This is a genomic window from Caballeronia sp. INML2 (assembly GCF_023631365.1).
In the GTDB taxonomy this organism is placed as follows: Bacteria; Pseudomonadota; Gammaproteobacteria; order Burkholderiales; family Burkholderiaceae; genus Caballeronia; species Caballeronia turbans.
Genome location: NZ_JALQDH010000010.1, coordinates 184,950 through 206,449 on the forward strand (window position 1 = coordinate 184,950; position 21,500 = coordinate 206,449).

Below are 21,500 nucleotides of genomic sequence, written 5' to 3' on the forward strand. Positions count from 1 at the left end.
AATCTCTGCGCAATGTGCTCCGCAAGCAACGGCGATAACGGCGAACAAGGGCTGAACGGATGGACTGGATATTGATGGTGAAGGCGCTCATTCTGGGCGTCGTGGAGGGCTTGACCGAATTCCTGCCGGTTTCGAGCACGGGGCACCTGATCGTGGCGGGCAGTTTGCTGAATTTCACCGACGCGCAATCGAAAACCTTCGATGTCGTCATCCAGTTCGGCGCCATTCTCGCGATCTGCTGGGAATATCGCGGGAAGATCGGTTCCGTGGTCACGGGTCTGCCCGTACGCGCCGATGCGCGGCGATTCACGCTGAACCTGATCATCGCGACCATTCCGGCCATCGTGCTCGGTCTTCTTTTCGAGAAGGGCATCAAGTCGGTTCTGTTCTCGCCGGTGCCGGTGTCGGTGGCGCTGATCGTCGGCGGCATCGTGATCTTGTGGGCCGAGTCGCGCCAGCGCGAACGCGCCGTCACGCCGCGCGTGCAATCCGTCGATGATCTCTCTTACACGGATGCCTTCAAGGTCGGTCTCGCGCAGTGCTTCGCGCTGATTCCGGGCACCTCGCGTTCCGGCGCGACGATCATCGGCGGGATGCTGTTCGGACTCGAACGACGCGTCGCCACCGAGTTTTCGTTCTTCCTCGCCATTCCGATCATCTTCGGCGCGACGCTCTACGAAATGGCGAAGTACTGGCGCACGCTGACCGTGAACGATTTCGGGCTCTTCGCGGTCGGGCTCGTCGCGGCCTTCATCAGCGCCTTCGTCTGCGTGCGGTGGCTGCTGCGCTACGTCGCCTCGCACGATTTCACGGCGTTCGCGTGGTATCGCATCGGCTTCGGCTTGCTGATTCTGATCGTCGGATACAGCGGGGGCTTGAGCTGGGCCGACTGACGCGCGTCTCGCCGCGCAGGATGCAAAGCGCCACGGCTTGCCGTGGCGTTGTCTTTTTTTGCCCGGGCGCGTTTCAGCAGCGGCGGAACATCAGGTCCCAGACCCCGTGTCCGAGCCGCAGTCCGCGTCGCTCGAACTTGGTGACCGGACGGAAATCGGGGCGCGGCGCGTAGCCGTCCGCGGTATTTTCCAGTGCCGGCTCGGCGGACAGCACTTCGAGCATCTGCTCGGCATAGTTCTGCCAGTCGGTCGCAAGATGGATGTAGCCGCCCGGTTTCATGCGCGACACGAGCAGCGCGACGAACTTCGGCTGGATCAGGCGGCGCTTGTGATGACGCGCCTTGTGCCACGGATCGGGGAAGTAGATGTGCACGCCGTCGAGACTGTCGGGCGCGATCATGTGTTCGAGCACTTCAACCGCGTCGTGCTGAAGGATCCGGATATTGCCGAGCCCTTGCTCGCCGATCAGCTTCAGGAGTGCGCCGACGCCCGGCTCATGCACTTCCACGCCGATGAAGTCATCGCCGGGACGCGCGGCCGCGATCTCCGCCGTGGTGGCGCCCATGCCGAAGCCGATCTCCAGCACGCGCGGCGCCTGTCGGCCGAAGAGCGCATCCCAATCGCCGGGCTGAGGCGCGTAGGGCACGACATAGCGCGGACCGAGATCGTCGATTGCGCGCTGCTGGCCCGGCGATACACGGCCCGCGCGCGTGACGAAGCTGCGGATGCGGCGATGGCGCAGCGTGACGTCTTCGCCGCTGCTGACCTCGGGCGGGTGATTGCCGTTGGCGTCGGCGGCGTCCTTGGGATCGTGGTTCATGAGGCGATGCTGGAAACGGATGCGGGAAACTAAAAAGCCGCCCAAACGTGACTTGGGGCGGCTTTCGCTGGAATTCTGGAGCGGGCGATGGGAATCGAACCCACGTCAGTAGCTTGGGAAGCTACGGTAATAGCCATTATACGACGCCCGCATGAACCGGCTATTGTAAGCGCAACACGCCCCGAGGCGCAATTGCGCCGGGCGTTCAGATCCCGAACAGCGTCATCGAGACGGCGACGCGCGTCACGACCATCAGCAGCACCTGCACGATCACGAAGAGCAGGATCGGCGAGAGATCGATGCCGCCGAGCCGCGGCAGAATGCGCCGCAACGGATCGAGGAACGGCGCGGTGATCTGGTAGAGCAGCGGCATCGCGGGCGACTGCGGATTGAGCCATGACAGCAGCGCCATCAGGATCGTCACCCAGATGACCAGGTTCAGCGCCCACTTGACGACGGTCAGCAGCGCGACGAGCAGAAGGATCGGCGCCATGAGCGTCGGATCGACGCCTGCGAGCACGACCATCAGCGTGACATAGACAGCCGACGCGATGAATGCCGCGACGATGCTCGCCCAGTCGATCTTCCCGCCGGGCAGGATCTTGCGCAGCGGCAGGACGATCCAGTTGGTCGCCTGCATGACGGCGTTCGAGACCGGGTTGTAGGGCGGCATGCGCACGACCTGTATCCATGCGCGCAGCAAAAGCGCCGCGCCGAACAGGGTGAAAAGCGTGTTAAGCAGAAAACGGGCGATATCGCCGAACATCTCGGGTCCTCTAGGATGCGTGCGCAGTGTCGCGACTTGCGCCGGGTCGTATTGACGAAGAGTGAAGGAATGCGGAGGTGCTAGCGGGCGAAGATCCGGCCGGTGGTGGTCTCGGAGGAGCGCTCGGCCATGCGGCGCGAATCGTGAATGCTGACCTTGATCATTGTTCGTTCTCTGGACTTGAGTATCGTGCCGAAGCCAGCGCATCGCGCGCGATCCACGCGATCGCGCCCGTTCCCTTCGATGAAGCGTCGCGATTGACTGAATGCGGCGACTCGGATTCCCCGCCCAGCAGGCGTGCCTGATGGGGGACGGACGTCACCTTAACATGGCTTTAAGGCCGCTTGGGGACGTTGTCGCACGTGGCGCGAGCGATTCTCCGGACAATGGCGTGAAAGGCAAGTGAAAGTGGTTCGCGAGGGCGCTCGCGCCACGCAACGTCATCATCGGAAAACCCTAGTGTTGCCAATCCGAGACGATCTCGAAAACGCGTATTTCACGCAAAACTGGCAGGATATAAATACAAAGCAAACAGTGGCGGGCTTATTTTGTGGTCGAAGTACTGGCGAGCGGAATTGGAAAGGCCGGTTTCCGGATTCAAGGGTATCTTTCCTGCTGTACGTGGTTAGACGCACATTCGACGTCATTCTAGGTTTCTTTGCGAACATCGAGGAACGAACCGGCGCTCAATACTAACGAGAACAAGGATTCAGCGGGAGACGGCATGCGGCCGAAGCCGCCCGTTCTCCCTTAAGGGTTTCATTCGCTACGTTCGGAGGTCGCCATGAGCATTTTCTCTTACCGAAAGCATCTGCGCTTCTTGAGCCAAGCCCAGCGGCGCCGCTGGTGGGACCAGAAGAAGCGCCTTACGCCACGGGTGGTCATCGGCGCGGCGTATGTGCCGCCCAACGTCACGCGTGAGTTCGCTTACGTGAAAGTAGGCTGAAGCGAACCGTTTAAAAATCTCGCGGAGTACATGAAAAGCCCCGCCGGACGCGCTGTCTGGCGGGGCTTTTCGCTTCATTTGTAAATAGACGTTACGCATATTTTGCGATTTTCAGCGGGGCGTCTCGTGCATCGCTCGCCAACGACCGCCGAACGGCGAATTCGAACACTTTCGCCGGCGACGTCGGGCTTTCACGTCCGCGCCGGCGTTAAGGAACTTGCAATTTGCAACAAATGGCCCCTGCGACCGACCGTTTTTTTCGATAAATTTGGTTCATACCGTCGCTCGTGAGCCGTGGATACCGGCCACACGCGAAGCGGCGAGGAGAACGAAAGTGAAAAAGCTCGGTGGTTTGTTGGTTGCTGGTGCGCTCGGCGTCGGTTTTGTCGGTGCTGCGCAGGCGCATGTCTCAGTTGGCGTGGGCATCGGGGTGCCAGCCTATCCGGTCTACGCTGCGCCGCCCGCACCCGTCTATGTAGCTCCGCCGCAGCCCGTGTACGTCGCGCCGCCGCCACCGGTCGTCTATGGGCCGCCGCCTGCCGTGGTCGTAGGCGGTTACGGCGGATATGGCGGATATGGCGGATACCGCTACTACGGCCGTCCGTACTATCGGCATCATGGCTACTACCGTCATGGTCCGGGCTGGCGTTACTGATCGGTCCGGCGGGCAAATCAAGAAGGCGATGCAAGCGTGCGTCGCCTTCTTCGTTTCAGGGCTTTTGAATTCTGCGATGGAACTGGGAGAATGGTGATCCCCTTCAACTCGCACGCCCACGCCGATGTCCTCTCTTCCCGCCCCGACTTTCGATGACGTCGCCGATGCCGCCCGGCGCATCGAAGGCGTCGCCCATCGCACGCCCGTCCTGACTTCCCGCACTGCCGATGCCATCGCGGGCGCGTCGCTCTTTTTCAAGTGCGAGAACTTCCAGCGCATGGGCGCGTTCAAGTTCCGCGGCGCCTACAACGCGCTCTCCCATTTCGACGACCGGCAGCGCGCCGCGGGCGTGATCACGTACTCGTCCGGCAATCATGCGCAGGCGATCGCGCTGTCCGCGAAGCTCGCAGGCATCCGCGCAACGATCGTGATGCCGGAGGACGCGCCCGCCGCGAAGATGGAGGCGACGCGCGGCTACGGCGGCGAAGTGATCACCTACGACCGCTACACGCAAAACCGTGAGGAAATCGGCCGCAAGCTGGCCGATGAGCGCGGCATGACGCTGATCCCGCCTTACGATCATCCGCATGTCATCGCCGGGCAGGGCACGTCGGCGAAGGAACTGATCGAGGAAACCGGGCCGCTCGATTATCTGTTCGTGTGCCTGGGCGGCGGCGGGCTGATCGGCGGATGCGCGCTCGCGGCGGCGGCGCTGTCGCCGGACTGCAAGGTGATCGGCGTCGAGCCGGAAGCGGGCAACGACGCGCAGCAGTCGCTCGCGCGCGGCGAGATCGTGCATATCGAGGTGCCGCGCACGATCGCCGATGGCGCCGCGTCCACGCATGTCGGTGAATACAACTTCCCGATCATCCAGCGTCACGTCGACCGGATCGTCACCGTGAGCGACGCGCAGTTGATCGAGACGCTGCGCTTCTTTGCGCAGCGCATGAAGATGGTCGTCGAGCCGACCGGCTGTCTCGCGGCCGCGGCCGTTCTGCAGAAGGTCGTGCCGGTCGAAGGCAAGCGGGTCGGCGTGATCGTGTCGGGCGGCAACGTCGATCTCGCGAAGCTGGCTCAGTTCGTCGCGTGATGATGGTGCTTCGTCATGACGTCGCGTTGACGATCAGATCGCGGTAGCCGTTGACGATCACGCTGTACGCGAAGTACGCGAAGAGCAGGGCGGACATCACGTGGCACGCGCGCAGGAGCTGGGTTCCGGCGCGCTTTCTGCCGTGGCTCGCGAGCGTGCAGATAAAGATCGTCCAGCCGAGTCCGCCGCAGAAAAAGCCGATCAGAAACACGGACGCGGAGACGGGGCTCGTCGCGCCGGACTTGGCGATGAGCGCGCCGCCGACCGCCGCGAACCACAGGATTGCACTCGGCGACGACACCGCGAGCAGGCATCCGCGCAAGAAGCTTTTCCAGTGGCCGGGACGGGGCACGGTGAGATCCGCTTCGCCTTCGACGGGCGGCGCGGATGCCGGATTGAGCGCTTCCCGCGCCATCTTCCACGTGAGGAAGAGCAGCACGATCGCACCGCCGATCCACACGACCCAGCGCACCGCGGAAAACTGCAGCAGCGCCGACATGCCCGCGAGCGCGAGCATCGCATAGACCAGATCGCCGAAGCATGTCCCGAGGCCGAGCACGAGCCCCGGTTTGAAGCCATGCGACAGCGCAAGCGAAATGATCGCGACATTGGCGATCCCGATATCCAGACACAGCGACAGCGACAGAAAGAAACCGTCCGACAGCAACGACCACGAATGCATATTGTTATTAATGGTTGTGAAGCTCGAAACTCACGTCGAGACGGCCGGTCGGCACGTTCATCGTGTTGCGCGTCGGCGGATTGCGGAACGCGGCGAGCGCGTCGCGTTGCCGTTGCGTGCCGATGCCGAGCGTATCGAGCACGTGGACGACGACAGCATTGAGCACCGACGTGTTGCCGTCCTCGACCTTCACCGCGATGCCGATCGGACCTCGTTCGCGGCGCACGCCGATTGCATAGCTTGCATCCGCGCCCGTCTTGCCGACGAGCGTGCCGCCGAACGCCTGCATCAACAGCGTGCAGAAACGCCCTTCGCCGGCAACGAGCTCCGGATGCGACGTCATCGCGCGATGGATGCGCGCAAGCGGCGAGCCGTCCGGCGCGGCGGCGATTTTCATATAGAGCCGCGCGAGACGTTCGAGCGGGAAGGCGGGCGTCGGCAGATTGCAGCCGTCGATGGCCCATTGCACAGCGTCGTCGGTGAGATCGACCGCGCGCGCGACCGTGCGCTTCACGTGCGTCTGGAGCGGATGATCGGGCAGGTGATAATCGCCGGGCGGCGCGTTCATCGCCCGCGCGCCGGCGAGCATGCCGGCGTGCTTGCCGGAGCAGTTGCTGCAGGCGGGAGTCGGCGTGAAGTCGCGCCTGATCCAGTCCTTGTACACCGCCTCCGAGATCGGAGGATGGCCGCCGCAGCGCAGATCGCTTTCGCTCGCGTTCGACCGGGCGAGCATCGCGAGCGCGCGCTCGATATGACGCGGCTCGCTGCTATGCGATGCGCACATCAGCGCGAGGTCTTCGTCGGTGAAGCCGAAGCGCTCGAGCGCGCCCGTTTCGATCACCGCGAGCGCCTGCGCGGGCTTCGCAGCCGAGCGCGGCAGCGTCACGCGATGCGGATCGCCGAAGGAATGCACGAGGCGTCCGTTTGCATCGACGGCGGCGACGTGCGCCGCGTGCGTGTTCTCGACGACATCGCCTCGATAGAGCGTGGCTGCGATCATGATTTATCCAGTCCGATTTCAGTCCACAGCGCATCGACGCGGCGCTTCACCGCTTCGTCCATGACGATCGGGCGGCCCCATTCGCGACTCGTCTCGCCGGGCCATTTGTTGGTCGCATCGAGCCCCATCTTCGAGCCGAGGCCCGCGACCGGCGACGCGAAGTCGAGATAGTCGATCGGCGTGTTGTCGACCATGACGGTGTCGCGCGTCGGATCGACCCGCGTCGTGATGGCCCAGATGACTTCCTTCCAGTCGCGCACGTTCACGTCTTCATCCACCACGACGATGAACTTTGTGTACATGAACTGACGCAGGAAGCTCCACACACCGAACATCACGCGCTTCGCGTGGCCGGGGTAGCTCTTCTTCATCTGCACGATCGCCATGCGATAGCTGCAACCTTCGGGCGGCAGATAAAAATCGGTGATCTCGGTGAACTGCTTCTGCAGGAGCGGCACGAACACTTCGTTCAGCGCGACGCCGAGCACCGCGGGCTCGTCGGGCGGCTTGCCGGTGTAAGTGGAATGGAACAGCGCGTCGCGGCGCATCGTGATTTTCTCGACGGTAAAGACCGGAAACCACTCCTGTTCGTTGTAGTAGCCGGTGTGATCGCCGTACGGCCCTTCGAGAGCGTGCTCGTATTTCGCGGCGGCAGAAGCCGATGGACGCGGCGGCGCGCCTTCGGGTGCGGGCGGCGGCGTGCCGTCTTGCGGATAGATGAAGCCTTCCAGCACGATCTCGGCGCGCGCCGGCACCTGAAGCGTATCGACGCCCGGCGTGAGGCATTTCGCGAGCTCCGTGCGCGAGCCGCGCAGAAGGCCCGCGAACTGATATTCGGACAACGAATCGGGCACGGGCGTCACGGCGCCGAGGATCGTCGCGGGATCGGCACCGAGCACGACCGCCACCGGATACGGCTTGCCGGGATTCGCGAGCGCGAACTCGCGAAAGTCGAGCGCGCCGCCGCGATGCGCGAGCCAGCGCATGATGAGCTTGTTGCGCCCGATGAGCTGCTGCCGATAGATGCCGAGATTCTGGCGCGGCTTGTTCGGCCCGCGCGTGACGGTGAGACCCCAGGTGAGCAGCGGGCCGGCGTCGCCGGGCCAGCACGTCTGGATCGGCAGTCGATTGAGATCGACGTCCTTTCCTTCCCACACCACTTCCTGGCAAGGCGGCGCGCTGACCGACTTCGGCGCCATGTCCCACACGGCTTTCGCGAGCGAGAGCAGTTTGCCCGCGTCTTTCAGGCCCTTCGGCGGCTCGGGTTCCTTGAGCGCGGACAGCAGCCTGCCGACATCGCGCAACGAACTGAGCGCGGCGACGTCGCTGCCGAGGCTGACATCGGCGCCGCCTTGCGCCTCCGTCTCGATGCCCATGCCGAGTGCGACGCGCCGGGTCGTGGCGAACAGGTTGGCGAGCACGGGAATCGTGTGGCCGGTGGGCGCTTCGAAGAGCAGCGCAGGGCCGCCCGCGCGCAACACGCGATCCGAGACTTCGGTGATTTCGAGAACGGGGGAAACGGGCTGCCGAATGCGGCGCAGTTCACCGAGCGCCTCGAGGCGGGCAATGAAGTCGCGCAGATCTTTGTATTTCATCGATGGTCGAAAGTGGACTCGAAGGCGCCGGAGCATGAAGCTCGACGGACGGGGCGGCTGCGCGCCAAGCGATTGTCGATTTTACCTGCGTGCGCGTCCGTGCGTTGGGGGACATTCAGCGAATTCCGCCGGGAATCGCCCGTGAGACGTGCTTTTCGAGTGCTGAACACTGTTCAATATAACTGTAAGTAATTGAAACACAAGTCTATAGCATTGACGGATAATTAAACCCTGCTAGAATCGCTTGGCATCCATTGCAGGTTTTGAAACTTTTTACCTTCGCCTCAGGTCTGTTCTGACGCAACGTGCGTCGCCTGCGCCGTTCCTGCCCGGCGACTCACGGTGGTTGGTTGTCCTGGCCGGCGTTTTTCGCGCCGGTCTTTCGCGTGGAAGGTCATTGCGCATGAGGGCATGCAGTTCGTGCCGCGCAGCCCGGCAGTCTTTTGCCGGATCGGCTTTCCAGACGGCGCATGCCGTATCCCCGATGCCGCTTGTGCTTGCCGAGAGCAAGCGGTGTCTGATTTGCGCTCCGAATACGCGCTTTATTCGTATTCATCTGCGCAAATCATGCAACATTGGGAGTATCGATGAACACTTCGGTTTGGTGGGGTTCCGACACCCGCGCCGCGCAGATCGTGCGCGTGGCGCTGCGTCGCGGACGCCGTTTGAGTCACCATGTCTTCGCGATGGTCGGTTGTGCCGCCGTCGTCAGCGCGCTTGCATTGTGGTTGCTGCCTTCCTGGCGCACGAACTTTGCCGCAAAGATCATGCCTTTCGTGTCGGCTGCCGTTCAGGCAGGGCCGGCACGCCTGCTCGCGGGCCAGCCGTTGCCGCCGTTCTCGGCGGTGCATCGCGCGCCTGGCGGTTCCACGCTGCCCGTAGACGTCGCTGCTAACGCGGCTCCATCGGACGATCTCAAGGCGCCTGCGACGGGGCCGTCGCTCGGTGCCGCCGCCGGCGACGACGCGAGCACGCGTCAGCTCACCGGGGGCATCAGCCTCGCCGTATCGCCCAACGGGCTCGACCCGCGCACGATGCCGTCCGCCGGCATGCTCGCGAGCATGATTCCGACGCAACGCGTGGTCGCCGATGCACGCGACGACCGGGTGCTCGTGTCGACGCGCGAGCAGAAGCTCGTGTCGAACTTCATCGCGCGACGCTATCGCGTGGCGGAAGAGCCGGTCGCCGAGCTCGTGCGCGCCGCGTTCGATACCGGACGCGAAGTCGGCCTCGACCCGCTCCTGCTGCTCTCGGTCATGGCGATCGAATCGGGCTTCAACCCGTATGCGGAAAGCGGCGTCGGCGCGCAGGGCCTGATGCAGGTGATGTCGAAGGTTCATTCCGACAAGTTCGAATACTTCGGCGGCTCGCACGCGGCGCTCGATCCGCTCGCGAACATCAAGGTCGGCGCGCTCGTGCTGAAGGATTGCATCGCGCGCGGCGGCTCCGTGGCCGGTGGCCTGCGCTATTACGTGGGCTCGACGACGCAGGATGACGGCGGCTACGGCGCGAAGGTGCTGGCCGAGCGTACGCGTCTGCGCGATGTCGCGCGCGGCCGCAACGTGCCGATCAACGCACCGCAGGCGCCGGTTCAGGCTGCGCCGAAGCAGGTTCTGGCCTCGACCGCGACCGAGAAGCGCGTTCACGTGACGATCGATGCGGCGAAGAAGGCAGCGGCGCAGGACGACGGCGATGGAGAAACGAAGCACGTCGCGTCGGCGGAGTTCGGCGCTTGAAGGTTTGGTCGGACACAAAGAAAAAGGGCACCTTTGCGGTGCCCTTTTTTCGTTCTTGCGACGTCTTTTTATCGGCGGAATAGCGTGCCTAGCCGCTCGACGGCTTCCTCCAGCTTCGAATACGCCGTCGCATACGACAGACGGATATAGCGCTCCGGCGCATGAAACCCGAAATCCGCGCCCGGCACGAGCACGACGCCCGCGTCGTGGAGCATCGAGTGCGTGAGTGCGTCGCTGTTGCCCGCAGCGGGGTGATGAACCGTCGTCGTGTCGGCATAAACGTAAAACGCGCCGTCGGGCACCACGGGCACGCCGAAGCCGAGCGAACGCAGCGCCGGCACGATGTAGTCGCGTCGACGCTTGAATTCGAGGCGGCGCGCTTCGTAAATCGCGATCGTCTGCGGCTCGAAACACGCGAGCGCCGCGTGCTGCGCGAGTGCCGACGCGCAGATGAACAGGTTCTGCGACAGCTTTTCGACCGCGCTCACCATCGAGCGCGGCACGACGAGCCAGCCGAGCCGCCAGCCGGTCATGTTGAAGTACTTGGAAAAGCTGTTCACGGTAACGACGTCGTCACCGAAGGAGAGGGCGGACACGGGCTTCGCGTCGTAGCTCAAACCCTGATAGATCTCGTCGACGATCGTGAAGCCCCCGCGTGCGCGCACCGTGTCGACGATGCGCCGGAGTTCATCGGGCTCGATCGACGTGCCCGTCGGATTCGACGGCGACGCGAGGAGCACGCCGCGTGTGGCCGGTCCCCAGTTTTCCTCGACATGTTCCGCCGTCAACTGAAAGCGCTCGGCTGGACCGCTCGCGATGAGCACCGGTTTGCCATCGGCCGCCGACACGAAGTGCCGGTTGCACGGGTAGCATGGATCGGGCATCAGCACTTCGTCGCCGTTATCGACAAGCGCCATGCACGCGAGCAGCAGCGCCGCCGACGCGCCCGCCGTTACCACGATGCGCTCCGGATCGACCGTCAGGCCGAACGTATCGCGATAATGCCGCGCGATCGCCTCGCGCAGCAGCGTGATGCCGAGCGCGTTGGTGTACTGCGTGACGCCGCGCTTCAACGCATCGGCGGCGGCGTGGATCACGGGCTCGGGCGCGGTGAAGTCGGGCTCGCCGATGCTCATGTGGATGACGTCGCGGCCCGCGCGTTCGAGCGCCTGAGCCTCTTTCATCAGCTCCATCACATAGAACGGCTCGATTGCATCGACGCGCGACGCCAGCCGCACGAGAGGTTCCGCACCCTGGCCCATTTATGCTCCGCGTCCGCGCGCCTGCGCCTCGGTCGGGCGCATGACGACGGCGAGCTTGTCGAGCACGCCGTTCACGTATTTGTAGCCGTCCGAGCCGCCGAAAGTCTTCGTCAGCTCGACCGCCTCGTTGATGACGACGCGATACGGCACGTCGATGTGATGCTTGAACTCGAACGCGGCCACGAGCAGCACCGCGCGCTCGACCGGCGACAACTGCTCGATCGGGCGGTCGAGGCACGGCTGCAACTGCTCGGACAGCGCGGCGGATTCCTTGATCACGCCGTGCAGGATCGCATCGAGATGCGCCTGATCGGCCTTGTCGAAGCCTTGCGCGTTGCGCAGTTGCGCGTCGATTTCGCCGGCGGGCGCGCCCGACAGCAACCATTGATAAAGCCCTTGCGTCGCGAGTTCGCGCGAACGGCGTCGTGCGCTCTTCATGCGCGGTCCTCGTCTTCTTCGTCTTCGTCTTCGTCATCGCCGTCGAGCTGCTCGAGCGCGACGGACAGATTCGCCATTTCGACCGCCACGCGCGCGGCGTCGCGGCCCTTTTCGGTCATGCGGGCAACGGCCTGCTCGTCGTTTTCGGTCGTCAGCACGGCGTTCGCGACCGGAATGCCGAAATCGAGCGCGATACGCGAGATGCCCGAGCCGCTCTCGTTCGACACGAGCTCGAAGTGATACGTCTCGCCGCGCACGACGGCGCCGAGCGCAATCAGTGCGTCGAACTGGCCGGATTCCGCGAGCTTCTGCAGCGCGAGCGGAATTTCGAGCGCGCCCGGCACGGTGACGAGCAGCACGTCCTGGCCGATCACGCCGAGGCGCTCCAGCTCTTCGATGCAGGCGTCGGCGAGGCCGTTGCACACCGGTTCGTTGAAGCGCGACTGCACGATGCCGATGCGCAAGCCGTCACCGTCGAGGTTCGGCTGATATTGTCCGATTTCCATGAATGAGGTCTTCCCTTGGAATTGTGTGGAATAGGGTTGTGCGGGCCGGCGGTCTCAGGCCGAGCGCAACTGGGTGATGGCGGTTTCCGTCGGCGCGGCGGTGGCGGGGCAGCCGGGCATCGGCACGAAGCCCGTCACTTCTAGCCCGTAGCCCGACATGCTGCCGAGCTTGCGCGGCGTCGCGAGCACTTCCATTTTGCCGACGCCGATATCGCGCAGAATCTGCGCGCCGATGCCGTAGGTCTTGAAGTCGATCGGGCGGCGCTTCAGCTCGGCCGCCTTGTCCTTCTGGTCGAAGGCGCGGAACACGTCGACGAGATGCTCCTTCGTGTCGCCGCAATTGAGCATGACGATCGCGCCGAGATCGCGCGCGGCGATTTCCTTCATCGCGGCGTCGATGGTCCACGAGTGCGTCGACGAATCGATTTCGAGCAGATCGAGCACCGAGAGCGGCTCGTGCACGCGCACCGGCGTGTCGCGGTCGGGATGCGGTGTGCCGCGCACGAGCGCGATATGGGGCGAGTGCGTCGGCTCGTCGCGATACAGCACCGCGCGGAACGGGCCGTGCGCGGTCTGCATCGTGCGCTCGCAGACTTTCTCGATGATCGACTCGGTGCGGCTGCGGTAGTGGATCAGATCGGCGATCGTGCCGATCTTGATGCCGTGCTGCTCGCCGAATTGAATGAGGTCCGGAAGGCGCGCCATCTCGCCGTCGTCCTTGATGATCTCGCAGATCACCGCGGCGGGCGTGAGGCCCGCGAGCGCGGTCAGATCGCAGCCCGCTTCGGTGTGGCCCGCTCGCACGAGCACGCCGCCCGGCTGCGCCATGATCGGGAACACGTGGCCCGGCTGAACGATATGCTCGGCGCGCGCGTCGTGGGCGACCGCCGTGGCGATCGTCTTTGCACGGTCCGAGGCGGAAATGCCGGTCGTCACGCCCTCGGCGGCTTCGATGCTGACCGTGAAAGCCGTGCCGTACTGCGTGCCGTTTCGATGCGTCATGAGCGGCAGGTTCAGTTGCCTGCAGCGCTCCTGCGTGAGCGTGAGACAGATGAGCCCGCGGCCGTGCTTCGCCATGAAGTTGATGGCTTCGGGCGTCACGAATTCGGCGGCGACGACCAGATCGCCTTCATTTTCGCGGTCTTCTTCGTCGACGAGGATCACCATCCGGCCGGCTTTCAGTTCAGCGATGATCTCAGGAGTGGAGGCGAGCGACATGATGACGTCCCGTGCGGGGTCCGGTTTGGGGAAAGCGCGTATTTTACGCCACGGACGATGGACAGTCGGTGAAATCGGCGGGCAGACGGGCGGGAGGCCTTCGTGGCCAACGAGTGGCCCCGGCGCCGCGCAAAAGAGGCTCAGATTAGCGCGCGCTCATCATCCGTTCGACATATCGCGCGATCAGATCGATTTCCAGATTGACCTTCGCGTCTCTGGAAAGCGCCTTGAGCGTCGTGACTTCAACGGTATGCGGAATCAGGTTGATGGAGAATTCGCAGCCGTCGGCACGGTCGCTCACGGAGTTCACGGTAAGACTCACGCCGTTCACCGTCACCGAGCCTTTGTAAGCCAGGTACTTGCCGATGTCCTTCGGCGCGACGATGCGCAGTTCATGCGATTCGCCGACGGGTTCGAACTTCGACACGACGCCCAGTCCATCGACGTGCCCGGAAACGAGATGCCCGCCGAGCCGGTCGTGGGCGCGCAACGCCTTCTCCAGATTCACTTCGACGCCCGCTGCGCCGAGCCCGACCGTCTTGTTGAGGCTTTCGCGCGACACTTCGACATCGAACGCATTGGACGACTTCTGGATCACCGTCATGCACGCGCCCTGGATCGCGATGCTATCGCCGAGTTCGACATCGGCGAGATCGAGATCGCCCGCGGCGACCGTCAGGCGAACGCCCGCTTCGGGTTCCGAACCGAGCGGCGTGACCTTTTCGATGCGGCCCACCGCCGCGACAATTCCTGTAAACATCGGCTTCGTTCCTTGAAATCGGTGTGCAATCAGCGCGCGACGTTCGCCTCGGCGAAGCGCGCAAGTATGCGCAAATCGTCCCCGAGCCGGTCGATGCGATGAAATTTCAGATGGGGCCGCGCGTCGAGCGTATCGGGCGGCGCGAAGTCGAACATGCCCGGCGCGCTGCCAAGCAGGCTCGGCGCGAGATAAATCAGCAGTTCGTCGACGCAGCCCTCGCGCAACAGCGAGCCGTTCAGTTTGTGACCCGCTTCCACGTGCAGCTCGTTGATGCCACGATCGGCGAGCGCGGTGAGCATCGCGGGCAAATCGACCTTGCCGTGCTCGTTGGACAGCTCGATCAGATCCGCGCCTTTCTCACGCAGCGCGTCGATGCGGGCGGGATCGGCGTCGGCGGCATGGAAGATCCACGGCGGCGCGCCCTCGAGAATGCGCGCTTCGTTCGGCACGTCGAGACGGCTGTCGATCAGCACGCGTTGTGGCTGGCGCGGCGTGTCGACCGCGCGCACGGTCAGTTGCGGATCGTCCTCCCGTACCGTGCCGATGCCCGTCAGGATCGCGCAGGCGCGGGCGCGCCACGCATGGCCGTCGGCGCGTGCGTCCTCGCCGGTGATCCACTGGCTTTCGCCGGTCGGCAGTCCGGTGCGGCCGTCGAGGGTGGCCGCGACCTTCATGCGCACCCACGGACGGCGGCGCGTCATGCGCGACACGAAGCCGATGTTCATCTCGTGCGCCTCGTTCGCGAGCAGCCCGCAGCGAACGTCGATGCCCGCATCGCGCAGCATCGTGAGTCCGCGCCCGGACACCGACGGGTTCGGGTCCTCCATCGCCGCGATCACTTTCTCGACGCGCGCGTCGATGAGCGCGTGCGCGCACGGCGGCGTTCGCCCGAAATGGCTGCACGGTTCGAGCGACACATACGCCGTCGCGCCGCGCGGATCCTTGCCGCGCGAACGCGCGTCTTTCAGCGCCTGCACTTCGGCGTGATCCTGGCCGGCCGGCTGCGTGTAGCCCATGCCGATCACTTCGCCGTTCTTGACGAGCACGCAGCCCACGCGCGGATTCGGCATGGTCGTGTACATGCCCTTCGAGGCGAGCGCGAGCGCGCGCTCCATATACGTGAAGTCGGTTTGCGAGAACATCGGCGCGGCCCGCGAGCGTCAGGCTGCGAGCGACGCGAACGCGCCGCGCGCGGCGTCGATCGTCGCGTCGATCACGGCGTCGTCGTGCGCGCTCGACACGAAGCCCGCTTCGAACGCCGACGGCGCGAAGTACACGCCCGCATCGAGCATCGCGTGGAAGAACGCGTTGAAGCGGCGGGTGTCGCCCTGCTGGATCTGCGCGAAGCTGCCCGGCACGCGATCCATGAAATACAGGCCGAACATGCCGCCGATCGAATCCGCGGAGAAGGGCACTTTCGCCTCGCGGGCGGCGGCGCTGAGGCCGTCGACGAGCTTGCGCGTCTGCCTGGCGAGATCGTCGTAGAAACCGCGGCGCTGGATCAGTTGCAGCGTCTTGAGGCCCGCGGCCACGGCGATCGGATTGCCCGAAAGCGTGCCTGCCTGATAGACGCCGCCCAAGGGCGCGAGATGCGCCATGATGTCCCGGCGTCCGCCGAACGCAGCCGCCGGCATGCCGCCGCCGATGACCTTGCCGAGGCACGTGAGGTCCGGCTTGATGCCGTAGACCTCCTGCGCGCCGCCGAGCGCGACGCGAAAGCCGCACATCACTTCGTCGAAAATCAGCACCGCACCGTACTCGCTGCAGCGCTCGCGCAACGCGTTGAGGAATTCGGGCGTCGCGCGCACGAGATTCATGTTGCCCGCGACCGGCTCGACGATCACCGACGCGATCTCCGACCCGAATGCCTTGAACGCCTCGTCGAGTTGCTCGACGTTGTTGTACTCGAGCACGGTCGTGTGCTTGGCGATATCGGCGGGCACGCCTGCGGACGTCGGATTGCCGAACGTCAGGAGGCCCGAACCGGCCTTGACGAGCAGGCTGTCCGCGTGGCCGTGATAGCAGCCCTCGAACTTGATGATGCGGCTGCGGTTCGTGAAGCCGCGCGCGAGGCGCAGCGCGCTCATCGTCGCTTCGGTGCCGGAGGACACCATGCGCACCTGTTCGATGGACGGTACGAGCTTGCAGATTTCCTCGGCGATCTCGATTTCGGCTTCGGTTGGGGCGCCGAAGGAAAAGCCGTCCGCGAGCACGCGCTGCACGGCGTCGAGCACCTCGGGATGAACGTGGCCGAGAATCATCGGGCCCCACGAACCGATGTAGTCGATATAGCGCTTGCCGTCCGCATCCCAGAAATACGCGCCTTGCGCGCGCTCGATGAAGCGCGGCGTGCCGCCGACCGAGCGGAACGCACGCACCGGCGAGTTCACGCCGCCGGGAATGGTTCGCTGGGCGCGTTCGAAGAGAACTTGATTCTTGGACATGGACGAGGGCCTGCGCTGAAAATGGAAGCGGGAGTCGCGAAGGGCCGACCGGGCTCGAGCGGCGACGAGCGCGGCGTGCAAGACGCGCGGTCCGACGCGAAGAAACGATGCTGAAATTGTACCGGAGTCGTTGCGAACGGGCGGTGTCGCGCCTATGGCGAGCGCGATCGCCTCGCGGGTTTGCGCGCGGCGTGGCCGCCCGCCTCGCCGGGCGTCGCTGGGGCGGCAGGCGCGGGAGGCCGCGGGCGCCTTCCGGTTCGCTCGGCCCAGAGCTTTTCCAGCGCGCCCTCGGCCATCGGCTTGATGAGCGTGCCGGACATCTGTGCGTCCCACGTCTGCACCGAGAACGGATGCGCCCGCAATTCGTCGCGCGTGACGACGACGTCCGCGTGCGCATCGACGAGCCAGTCGTACACGAAATCGATGCACAGCCGATAGCCGCGCTTTGCTCCGGCGTCGGGCACTTCGTACGGCGCGCGCGTCACCCAGCCCGACGCGAACACGCCCTTCGGTTCCTGCGACACGCGATGAACGAACACCCGGTCGCCCGGCAAGAGCCCGCGCGCGGTGCCGCAGCCCCATGCATCGGCGACGGCATCGCCGGCGGCCACGCGCCGCGCGATGTCGGGCAACTCGGGCCACGGCCACTTCCTGGGGCTCCAGATCAGAAGAAAGGCGGTCATCGGATGGATGCAAAGAGAAAGAAGCAAGCGACGAGCTTATCGCAACGCGGCGATCGGGGCCGGATCACGGCGGGGCGTCGCGTACAATGGCCGATCGCTTGCGCGGCACGAAGCCGCGTCGCATCCACGCATTCCCGTCCTGCGAACTCCATGCCCGACACCATCCGTCGCCGTCCAGATGGCCGGCTGATCCTGTTGCTCGGCGCGCTCGCCGCGTGCGGCCCGCTGTCGATCGACATGTATCTGCCGAGCCTGCCTTCGCTCGCCGCCTCGTTCGGCACAAGCCCGGCCGCCGCGCAAAGCACGCTCACGAGCTTCATGTTCGGCTTCTCGTTCGGCATGCTGCTCTATGGCCCGATGTCCGACGCCTACGGCCGCCGGCCCGTCCTGCTCGGCGGCATCGCGTTGTATGCGCTCGCGAGCATCGGCTGCGCGGCGGCATGGTCCATCGATGCGCTCGTCCTCGTGCGCTTTCTGCAAGCGCTCGGCGCGGGTGCGGCATCGGTGCTCGCGCGCGCCATCGCCCGCGATGCGCACGAACCGGGCGACGCCGCCCGTGTGCTGTCGATGCTTTCCATCGTCACGTCGATCGGCCCGTTGCTCGCGCCGCTGATCGGCGGGCAATTACTGCTGCTCGGCGGCTGGCGTGTCGTGTTCGTCGCGCTCACGCTCTTCGGCCTGACATGCGCGGTGACCGCCTTCCTGCGCGTGCCCGAGACCTGGCCGAAGGAGAAGCGCGCGAGCGCGGCGGTCGGCAAGTCGTTCGCCGCGTATGGCCACTTGCTGACCGATCCCGTCACCTGGGGCCACATGATGTGCGGCGGCATGGCGTTCGCGTCGATGTTCGCGTACATCACCGCGACGCCGTTCGTCTATATCGATTACTTTCACGTGAAGCCGCAGTACTACGGGCTGCTGTTCGGGCTGAACATCGTCGGCATCATCGCGGGCAATGTGCTCAACACCCGATTCGTCGGCCGCGTCGGCGCGATGAAGATGATCTCGGCCGCGTCGTTCGTGAGCGTCGCGGCCGCGCTCGCGGTCGCGCTCGTGTCGCTGACGGGCTGGGGCGGCCTGTGGTCGATCGTCGCGACGCTGTTCTTCGTCGTCGGTGTGGTCGGCTTGCTGTCGGCCAACTGCACGACCGAGCTGATGCACCGCTATCCGCGCAATGCGGGCGCGGCCGCCGCCGTCTTCGGCGCGATGCAGCTTGCGCTCGGCGCCCTCGCGAGCCTCGCGGTCGGGCTTTTTCACGATGTATCGCCGCACGGCATGGGCATCGTGATCGGCGTATGCGGCGTGTTGACGTTCGCTGGACGCACCCTGGTGTTGCGCTCGCATGCGGTGCCCGTGAAAGTATGAGCGCCGCGCGGCTTTACGGACGCGCAAAAGAAAAACCTCGCGCGAAGGCGAGGTCGGAAGGTGATGCTCATCGGGTCCTTGAGGGGTACGTCTGGGTCAAAGATGTGTTCCGCGTCGAAGGCCGTTTTATGCGAGATCGGTCAGATCCTTGGGTCAAAAGGTGAAAGACCGGTTCATGTGGGACTGCGGCATGGGTCGATAGGCAATGTCCTTGCGTCGATGATCGGGTAAGCCAGGGTCAAAGGTGTTCCGATCGGGTTGCTTCGGTCAGTGAATATTCCCTGTTTGCCGGGCCCGCGCTCCACAACGCTGGCTTTACTCGCTTGCCGGTTTTGTCGACGAAACCGGCTTTCGTGCTGCAACAAGGAATGCTTGTCACTATACGTGTCCGAAACGGAGCGACGTATCGAAGGAATTCGAATCGGCAAATCCGCGGCGTTGCGCGCGCGAAATGGACCGTTTCGCGAAGAAGCACGCAATTGTCAGCCGAGCGGCCCGATCGTCGATGCGAGAAAGGTGAACGCGGCCGCTTCCGCCTGCGCGATCGCTTCCGGCTCGACGCCCGCGCCGTGGCCGCCTTCGCCGGTTTCCTGATACCAGACGTTCGCATGACCTTGCGCTTGCATCTTCGCCGCCATCTTGCGCGCGTGGCCGGGATGCACGCGATCGTCGCTCGTCGATGACGTGAAAAGCGCCGGCGGATAGGCAACATCCGCCTTCACGTTCTGATAGGGCGAGTACGCCATCAGATGACGCAGATCGCCGGCGTCGTCGGGGTCGCCGTATTCGTCGATCCACGATGCGCCTTGCAGCAGCAAGTGAAAGCGCGCCATGTCGAGCAGCGGCACTTCCGACAGCACCGCGCCGAACAGCTCGGGCCGCTGGACCATGCAGACACCTGTGAGCAGGCCGCCGTTGCTGCCGCCGCGGATCGCCAGTTGCCCGGGCGCGGTGACACCCGTTTTGACGAGCGCCTCGGCCACCGCGTTGAAATCGTCGAAGGAAACCTGACGGTTCTCGCGCAATGCCGCCTGATGCCAGGCCGGACCGAATTCGCCGCCGCCGCGGATGTTCGCGACCGCGTAAAGCCCGCCGCGCTCGAGCCACGCTATGCCGGTCGTCGCGTCGTAGCCGGGATCGAGCGCGACTTCGAAGCCGCCATAGCCATAGAGCAGACAAGGGCGCGCGTCCGTGCAGGTTTCGACCTCACGTCCGATCAGCCAGTAGGGAATGCGCTCGCCGTCTGGCGCGATCGCGTGGCGGCGCACGGCCGAGAGTCCCGTCGCATCGAATTGCGCGGGAAGACGCGCGAGCAATTGCCACGGCGCGTCGCTCGCGAGATCCGCGTGATATAGCGACGGCGGCATCAGAAAGTGCTCGACGTGGATGAGCACGGTGTCGTCGCGCTCGCTGTCGATCGAATCGACCCAGGACTGGCTCGCTTGCGGCAGCGCGAAGTCGCGCGCTTGCCACTCGCCTTCGAGCATCGCGCTCGGGCGCAGCAGCGTGACGCGCGGCGCGCCGTCGTCCATCTGCGAGACGATCAGCCAGTGCTTCGTGAAATCGATTCCCGCGAGGACGAGGCGCTCGGACGGCGTGAAGAGCGCGGTGAACTGGCGCGAGCCTGCGAGAAACGCCTCACGCCGGATGACGGTCAGCGTGCCGGGCGCGTGGCGCCGACCGCCCACGTTCCAGAACTTGCGCGGCGTCACGAAGAGCCAGCCGTTCCAGTGCTCGATTTCCGCGTGCGCCGGCAGGTCGAATTGACGCCATTCGTTCGACGTCTCGTCGAGCCAGTAATTGAGCGTGTCGTAGAACGTCACCGCGCGCGATGCCAGATGCAGTTTTTCGATCGGGTCGTAGTCCACGCCCGCCGACACGTCGCGCCGGTTGCCTTCGAAGACGACGGGCGCATCCGCGAGCGGCGTGCCGCGCTTCCAGCGCCGGGCCTCGCGCGGAAAGCCCGAGGTCGTCAGCGCGGGGCGCGGGTTCGTCCTGCTGTCGTCCCAGCCGACGTAGACCCTGTCGCGATCGATCCACGAGATATCGTGCTTGCCGACATCGGGCAGTACGAAGCCATCCGCGACAAAGCTTTTCGACGCGATATCGAACTCGCGCACGATGCACGCGTCCGAGCCGCCCGGCGACAGACTCACGAGCGCCCGATCGTAATCGGGGTAGAGCATGTCGAAGTCGGCGAGTGACCAGCGGGTGTCGTCGTCGTGGGTGTTGAGATCGAGCGCGTCGACGTCGAGAATCGTTTCCCAGACTGGCGTGCCCGCGAGCCATGCGCTCCACGGCGTGCGGCGCACGACGCCAAGCGGATGCGCGTCGTCCTGCCAGGTGTTGTAGGCCCAGTCGCCATAGCGCGAGCACGACACGATGCGGTCCTGCGACGTGTACGCTTTTTCGAGCCGCGCGGCGAGCGCGCGCGCTTCGGGCGTGTTGCCGAAAGCGCCTTCGGTGCGGCGGTTCTGGTTATCGACCCAGGCTTGCACGGCGGGGTCGTCGAGCGCTTCGAGGCCGATGAAAGGATCGGGACCGTCAGACGGGGTCCAGGCGAGTTCGGGATGCGAGGTGAGAAGAGTCATGCGGCGCAGGCGGATCCAGATGCAAAACGCCGATTGTGCCTTGTATCGGCCGC

General features: G+C 64.9%; 20 protein-coding genes and 1 tRNA gene. 6 read left to right on the forward strand and 15 right to left on the reverse strand.

Translation table 11 applies throughout. The features are described 5' to 3' along the window. Positions 1 to 59: 59 nt before the first annotated feature. A complete protein-coding gene (locus tag NCT32_RS03720) occupies positions 60 to 893 on the forward strand; it encodes an undecaprenyl-diphosphate phosphatase (RefSeq protein ID WP_061118876.1) in 834 nt (277 codons plus the stop codon). 73 nt (positions 894 to 966) lie between these two features. Here NCT32_RS03720 and trmB read toward each other — a convergent pair whose 3' ends face one another. The 3 genes from trmB to NCT32_RS03735 all read right to left on the reverse strand — a co-directional run bounded on the left by trmB (position 967) and on the right by NCT32_RS03735 (position 2,479). Further along, on the reverse strand, positions 967 to 1,713 hold the full coding sequence (gene trmB / locus NCT32_RS03725; RefSeq protein WP_061118877.1) for a tRNA (guanosine(46)-N7)-methyltransferase TrmB: 747 nt from the start codon (positions 1,711 to 1,713) through the stop codon (positions 967 to 969). Between the two features lie 76 nt (positions 1,714 to 1,789). Beyond that, positions 1,790 to 1,864 (reverse strand) — tRNA-Gly (locus NCT32_RS03730). A 54-nt stretch (positions 1,865 to 1,918) separates the two neighbouring features. Continuing rightward, positions 1,919 to 2,479 carry a YggT family protein gene (locus tag NCT32_RS03735; RefSeq protein WP_061118878.1) on the reverse strand — a complete coding sequence of 187 codons (561 nt, stop codon included), beginning with the start codon at positions 2,477 to 2,479 and terminating at the stop codon, positions 1,919 to 1,921. A gap of 784 nt (positions 2,480 to 3,263) precedes the next feature. Here NCT32_RS03735 and NCT32_RS03740 point away from each other — a divergent pair. The 3 genes from NCT32_RS03740 (at position 3,264) to NCT32_RS03750 (ending at position 5,170) form a co-directional block, all read left to right on the forward strand. Continuing rightward, on the forward strand, positions 3,264 to 3,425 hold the full coding sequence (locus tag NCT32_RS03740) for a hypothetical protein (protein WP_167354150.1): 162 nt from the start codon (positions 3,264 to 3,266) through the stop codon (positions 3,423 to 3,425). A 334-nt stretch (positions 3,426 to 3,759) separates the two neighbouring features. Then, positions 3,760 to 4,080 (forward strand): hypothetical protein, encoded by a 321-nt coding sequence (locus NCT32_RS03745; protein WP_086961162.1) that lies wholly within the window; start codon positions 3,760 to 3,762, stop codon positions 4,078 to 4,080. 124 nt (positions 4,081 to 4,204) lie between these two features. Next, positions 4,205 to 5,170 carry a threo-3-hydroxy-L-aspartate ammonia-lyase gene (locus NCT32_RS03750; RefSeq protein ID WP_061118880.1) on the forward strand — a complete coding sequence of 322 codons (966 nt, stop codon included), beginning with the start codon at positions 4,205 to 4,207 and terminating at the stop codon, positions 5,168 to 5,170. Between the two features lie 13 nt (positions 5,171 to 5,183). On the opposite strand, the gene NCT32_RS03755 is transcribed toward NCT32_RS03750, so the two are convergent. From NCT32_RS03755 to NCT32_RS03765, 3 genes are read right to left on the reverse strand one after another with little or no spacing between them, the layout of a single operon-like run. Continuing rightward, positions 5,184 to 5,852 carry a LysE family translocator gene (locus NCT32_RS03755; protein ID WP_061118881.1) on the reverse strand — a complete coding sequence of 223 codons (669 nt, stop codon included), beginning with the start codon at positions 5,850 to 5,852 and terminating at the stop codon, positions 5,184 to 5,186. A 7-nt stretch (positions 5,853 to 5,859) separates the two neighbouring features. Continuing rightward, positions 5,860 to 6,852: an asparaginase gene (locus tag NCT32_RS03760; protein ID WP_250489910.1), complete on the reverse strand. Its 993-nt coding sequence runs from the start codon at positions 6,850 to 6,852 to the stop codon at positions 5,860 to 5,862. Continuing rightward, positions 6,849 to 8,447, reverse strand: a complete 1,599-nt coding sequence (locus tag NCT32_RS03765) for a UbiD family decarboxylase (RefSeq protein ID WP_250489911.1) — start codon at positions 8,445 to 8,447, stop codon at positions 6,849 to 6,851. The genes NCT32_RS03760 and NCT32_RS03765 overlap by 4 nt, the downstream gene beginning before the upstream one ends. A gap of 587 nt (positions 8,448 to 9,034) precedes the next feature. Between NCT32_RS03765 and NCT32_RS03770 the strand changes: the two genes are divergently transcribed. After that, positions 9,035 to 10,183, forward strand: a complete 1,149-nt coding sequence (locus NCT32_RS03770) for a lytic transglycosylase domain-containing protein (RefSeq protein WP_061118884.1) — start codon at positions 9,035 to 9,037, stop codon at positions 10,181 to 10,183. A gap of 68 nt (positions 10,184 to 10,251) precedes the next feature. Here the strand turns inward: NCT32_RS03770 and NCT32_RS03775 are convergent, their stop codons facing one another. From NCT32_RS03775 to NCT32_RS03810, 8 genes are all read right to left on the reverse strand, one after another. Then, positions 10,252 to 11,445 carry a pyridoxal phosphate-dependent aminotransferase gene (locus NCT32_RS03775; RefSeq protein ID WP_061118885.1) on the reverse strand — a complete coding sequence of 398 codons (1,194 nt, stop codon included), beginning with the start codon at positions 11,443 to 11,445 and terminating at the stop codon, positions 10,252 to 10,254. Continuing rightward, positions 11,446 to 11,883: a transcription antitermination factor NusB gene (gene nusB, locus NCT32_RS03780; protein WP_061118886.1), complete on the reverse strand. Its 438-nt coding sequence runs from the start codon at positions 11,881 to 11,883 to the stop codon at positions 11,446 to 11,448. It abuts the gene before it with no gap. Then, positions 11,880 to 12,389, reverse strand: a complete 510-nt coding sequence (gene ribH, locus NCT32_RS03785; protein ID WP_061118887.1) for a 6,7-dimethyl-8-ribityllumazine synthase — start codon at positions 12,387 to 12,389, stop codon at positions 11,880 to 11,882. The genes nusB and ribH overlap by 4 nt, the downstream gene beginning before the upstream one ends. 54 nt (positions 12,390 to 12,443) lie before the next feature. Further along, positions 12,444 to 13,607, reverse strand: coding sequence for a bifunctional 3,4-dihydroxy-2-butanone-4-phosphate synthase/GTP cyclohydrolase II (ribBA, locus tag NCT32_RS03790; protein WP_061118888.1), 1,164 nt, complete (start codon positions 13,605 to 13,607; stop codon positions 12,444 to 12,446). Positions 13,608 to 13,752: 145 nt separating this feature from the next. Further along, positions 13,753 to 14,367, reverse strand: a complete 615-nt coding sequence (locus tag NCT32_RS03795) for a riboflavin synthase (RefSeq protein WP_061118889.1) — start codon at positions 14,365 to 14,367, stop codon at positions 13,753 to 13,755. A 29-nt stretch (positions 14,368 to 14,396) separates the two neighbouring features. Continuing rightward, positions 14,397 to 15,509 (reverse strand): bifunctional diaminohydroxyphosphoribosylaminopyrimidine deaminase/5-amino-6-(5-phosphoribosylamino)uracil reductase RibD, encoded by a 1,113-nt coding sequence (gene ribD / locus NCT32_RS03800; RefSeq protein WP_250489912.1) that lies wholly within the window; start codon positions 15,507 to 15,509, stop codon positions 14,397 to 14,399. Between the two features lie 18 nt (positions 15,510 to 15,527). Next, positions 15,528 to 16,811: a glutamate-1-semialdehyde 2,1-aminomutase gene (gene hemL, locus NCT32_RS03805; RefSeq protein WP_061118891.1), complete on the reverse strand. Its 1,284-nt coding sequence runs from the start codon at positions 16,809 to 16,811 to the stop codon at positions 15,528 to 15,530. A gap of 152 nt (positions 16,812 to 16,963) precedes the next feature. Further along, positions 16,964 to 17,494 (reverse strand): hypothetical protein, encoded by a 531-nt coding sequence (locus NCT32_RS03810; RefSeq protein ID WP_061118892.1) that lies wholly within the window; start codon positions 17,492 to 17,494, stop codon positions 16,964 to 16,966. Positions 17,495 to 17,644: 150 nt separating this feature from the next. On the opposite strand from NCT32_RS03810, the gene NCT32_RS03815 reads away from it, so the two are divergent. Continuing rightward, complete coding sequence (locus NCT32_RS03815; RefSeq protein ID WP_061118919.1) at positions 17,645 to 18,856, forward strand: Bcr/CflA family multidrug efflux MFS transporter; 1,212 nt, start codon at positions 17,645 to 17,647, stop codon at positions 18,854 to 18,856. A 482-nt stretch (positions 18,857 to 19,338) separates the two neighbouring features. Here the strand turns inward: NCT32_RS03815 and NCT32_RS03820 are convergent, their stop codons facing one another. Continuing rightward, positions 19,339 to 21,447, reverse strand: coding sequence for a prolyl oligopeptidase family protein (locus NCT32_RS03820; RefSeq protein ID WP_061118920.1), 2,109 nt, complete (start codon positions 21,445 to 21,447; stop codon positions 19,339 to 19,341). Between the last annotated feature and the right edge of the window lie 53 nt (positions 21,448 to 21,500).

Coding starts and splice junctions, on each gene's coding strand:
- NCT32_RS03720 (WP_061118876.1), top strand. CDS start 60: ATGGACTGGATATTGATGGTGAAGGCGCTCATTCTGGGCGTCGTGGAG.
- trmB (WP_061118877.1), bottom strand. CDS start 1,713: ATGAACCACGATCCCAAGGACGCCGCCGACGCCAACGGCAATCACCCG.
- NCT32_RS03735 (WP_061118878.1), bottom strand. CDS start 2,479: ATGTTCGGCGATATCGCCCGTTTTCTGCTTAACACGCTTTTCACCCTG.
- NCT32_RS03740 (WP_167354150.1), top strand. CDS start 3,264: ATGAGCATTTTCTCTTACCGAAAGCATCTGCGCTTCTTGAGCCAAGCC.
- NCT32_RS03750 (WP_061118880.1), top strand. CDS start 4,205: ATGTCCTCTCTTCCCGCCCCGACTTTCGATGACGTCGCCGATGCCGCC.
- NCT32_RS03755 (WP_061118881.1), bottom strand. CDS start 5,852: ATGCATTCGTGGTCGTTGCTGTCGGACGGTTTCTTTCTGTCGCTGTCG.
- NCT32_RS03760 (WP_250489910.1), bottom strand. CDS start 6,852: ATGATCGCAGCCACGCTCTATCGAGGCGATGTCGTCGAGAACACGCAC.
- NCT32_RS03765 (WP_250489911.1), bottom strand. CDS start 8,447: ATGAAATACAAAGATCTGCGCGACTTCATTGCCCGCCTCGAGGCGCTC.
- NCT32_RS03770 (WP_061118884.1), top strand. CDS start 9,035: ATGAACACTTCGGTTTGGTGGGGTTCCGACACCCGCGCCGCGCAGATC.
- NCT32_RS03775 (WP_061118885.1), bottom strand. CDS start 11,445: ATGGGCCAGGGTGCGGAACCTCTCGTGCGGCTGGCGTCGCGCGTCGAT.
- nusB (WP_061118886.1), bottom strand. CDS start 11,883: ATGAAGAGCGCACGACGCCGTTCGCGCGAACTCGCGACGCAAGGGCTT.
- ribH (WP_061118887.1), bottom strand. CDS start 12,389: ATGGAAATCGGACAATATCAGCCGAACCTCGACGGTGACGGCTTGCGC.
- ribBA (WP_061118888.1), bottom strand. CDS start 13,607: ATGTCGCTCGCCTCCACTCCTGAGATCATCGCTGAACTGAAAGCCGGC.
- NCT32_RS03795 (WP_061118889.1), bottom strand. CDS start 14,367: ATGTTTACAGGAATTGTCGCGGCGGTGGGCCGCATCGAAAAGGTCACG.
- ribD (WP_250489912.1), bottom strand. CDS start 15,509: ATGTTCTCGCAAACCGACTTCACGTATATGGAGCGCGCGCTCGCGCTC.
- hemL (WP_061118891.1), bottom strand. CDS start 16,811: ATGTCCAAGAATCAAGTTCTCTTCGAACGCGCCCAGCGAACCATTCCC.
- NCT32_RS03810 (WP_061118892.1), bottom strand. CDS start 17,494: ATGACCGCCTTTCTTCTGATCTGGAGCCCCAGGAAGTGGCCGTGGCCC.
- NCT32_RS03815 (WP_061118919.1), top strand. CDS start 17,645: ATGCCCGACACCATCCGTCGCCGTCCAGATGGCCGGCTGATCCTGTTG.
- NCT32_RS03820 (WP_061118920.1), bottom strand. CDS start 21,447: ATGACTCTTCTCACCTCGCATCCCGAACTCGCCTGGACCCCGTCTGAC.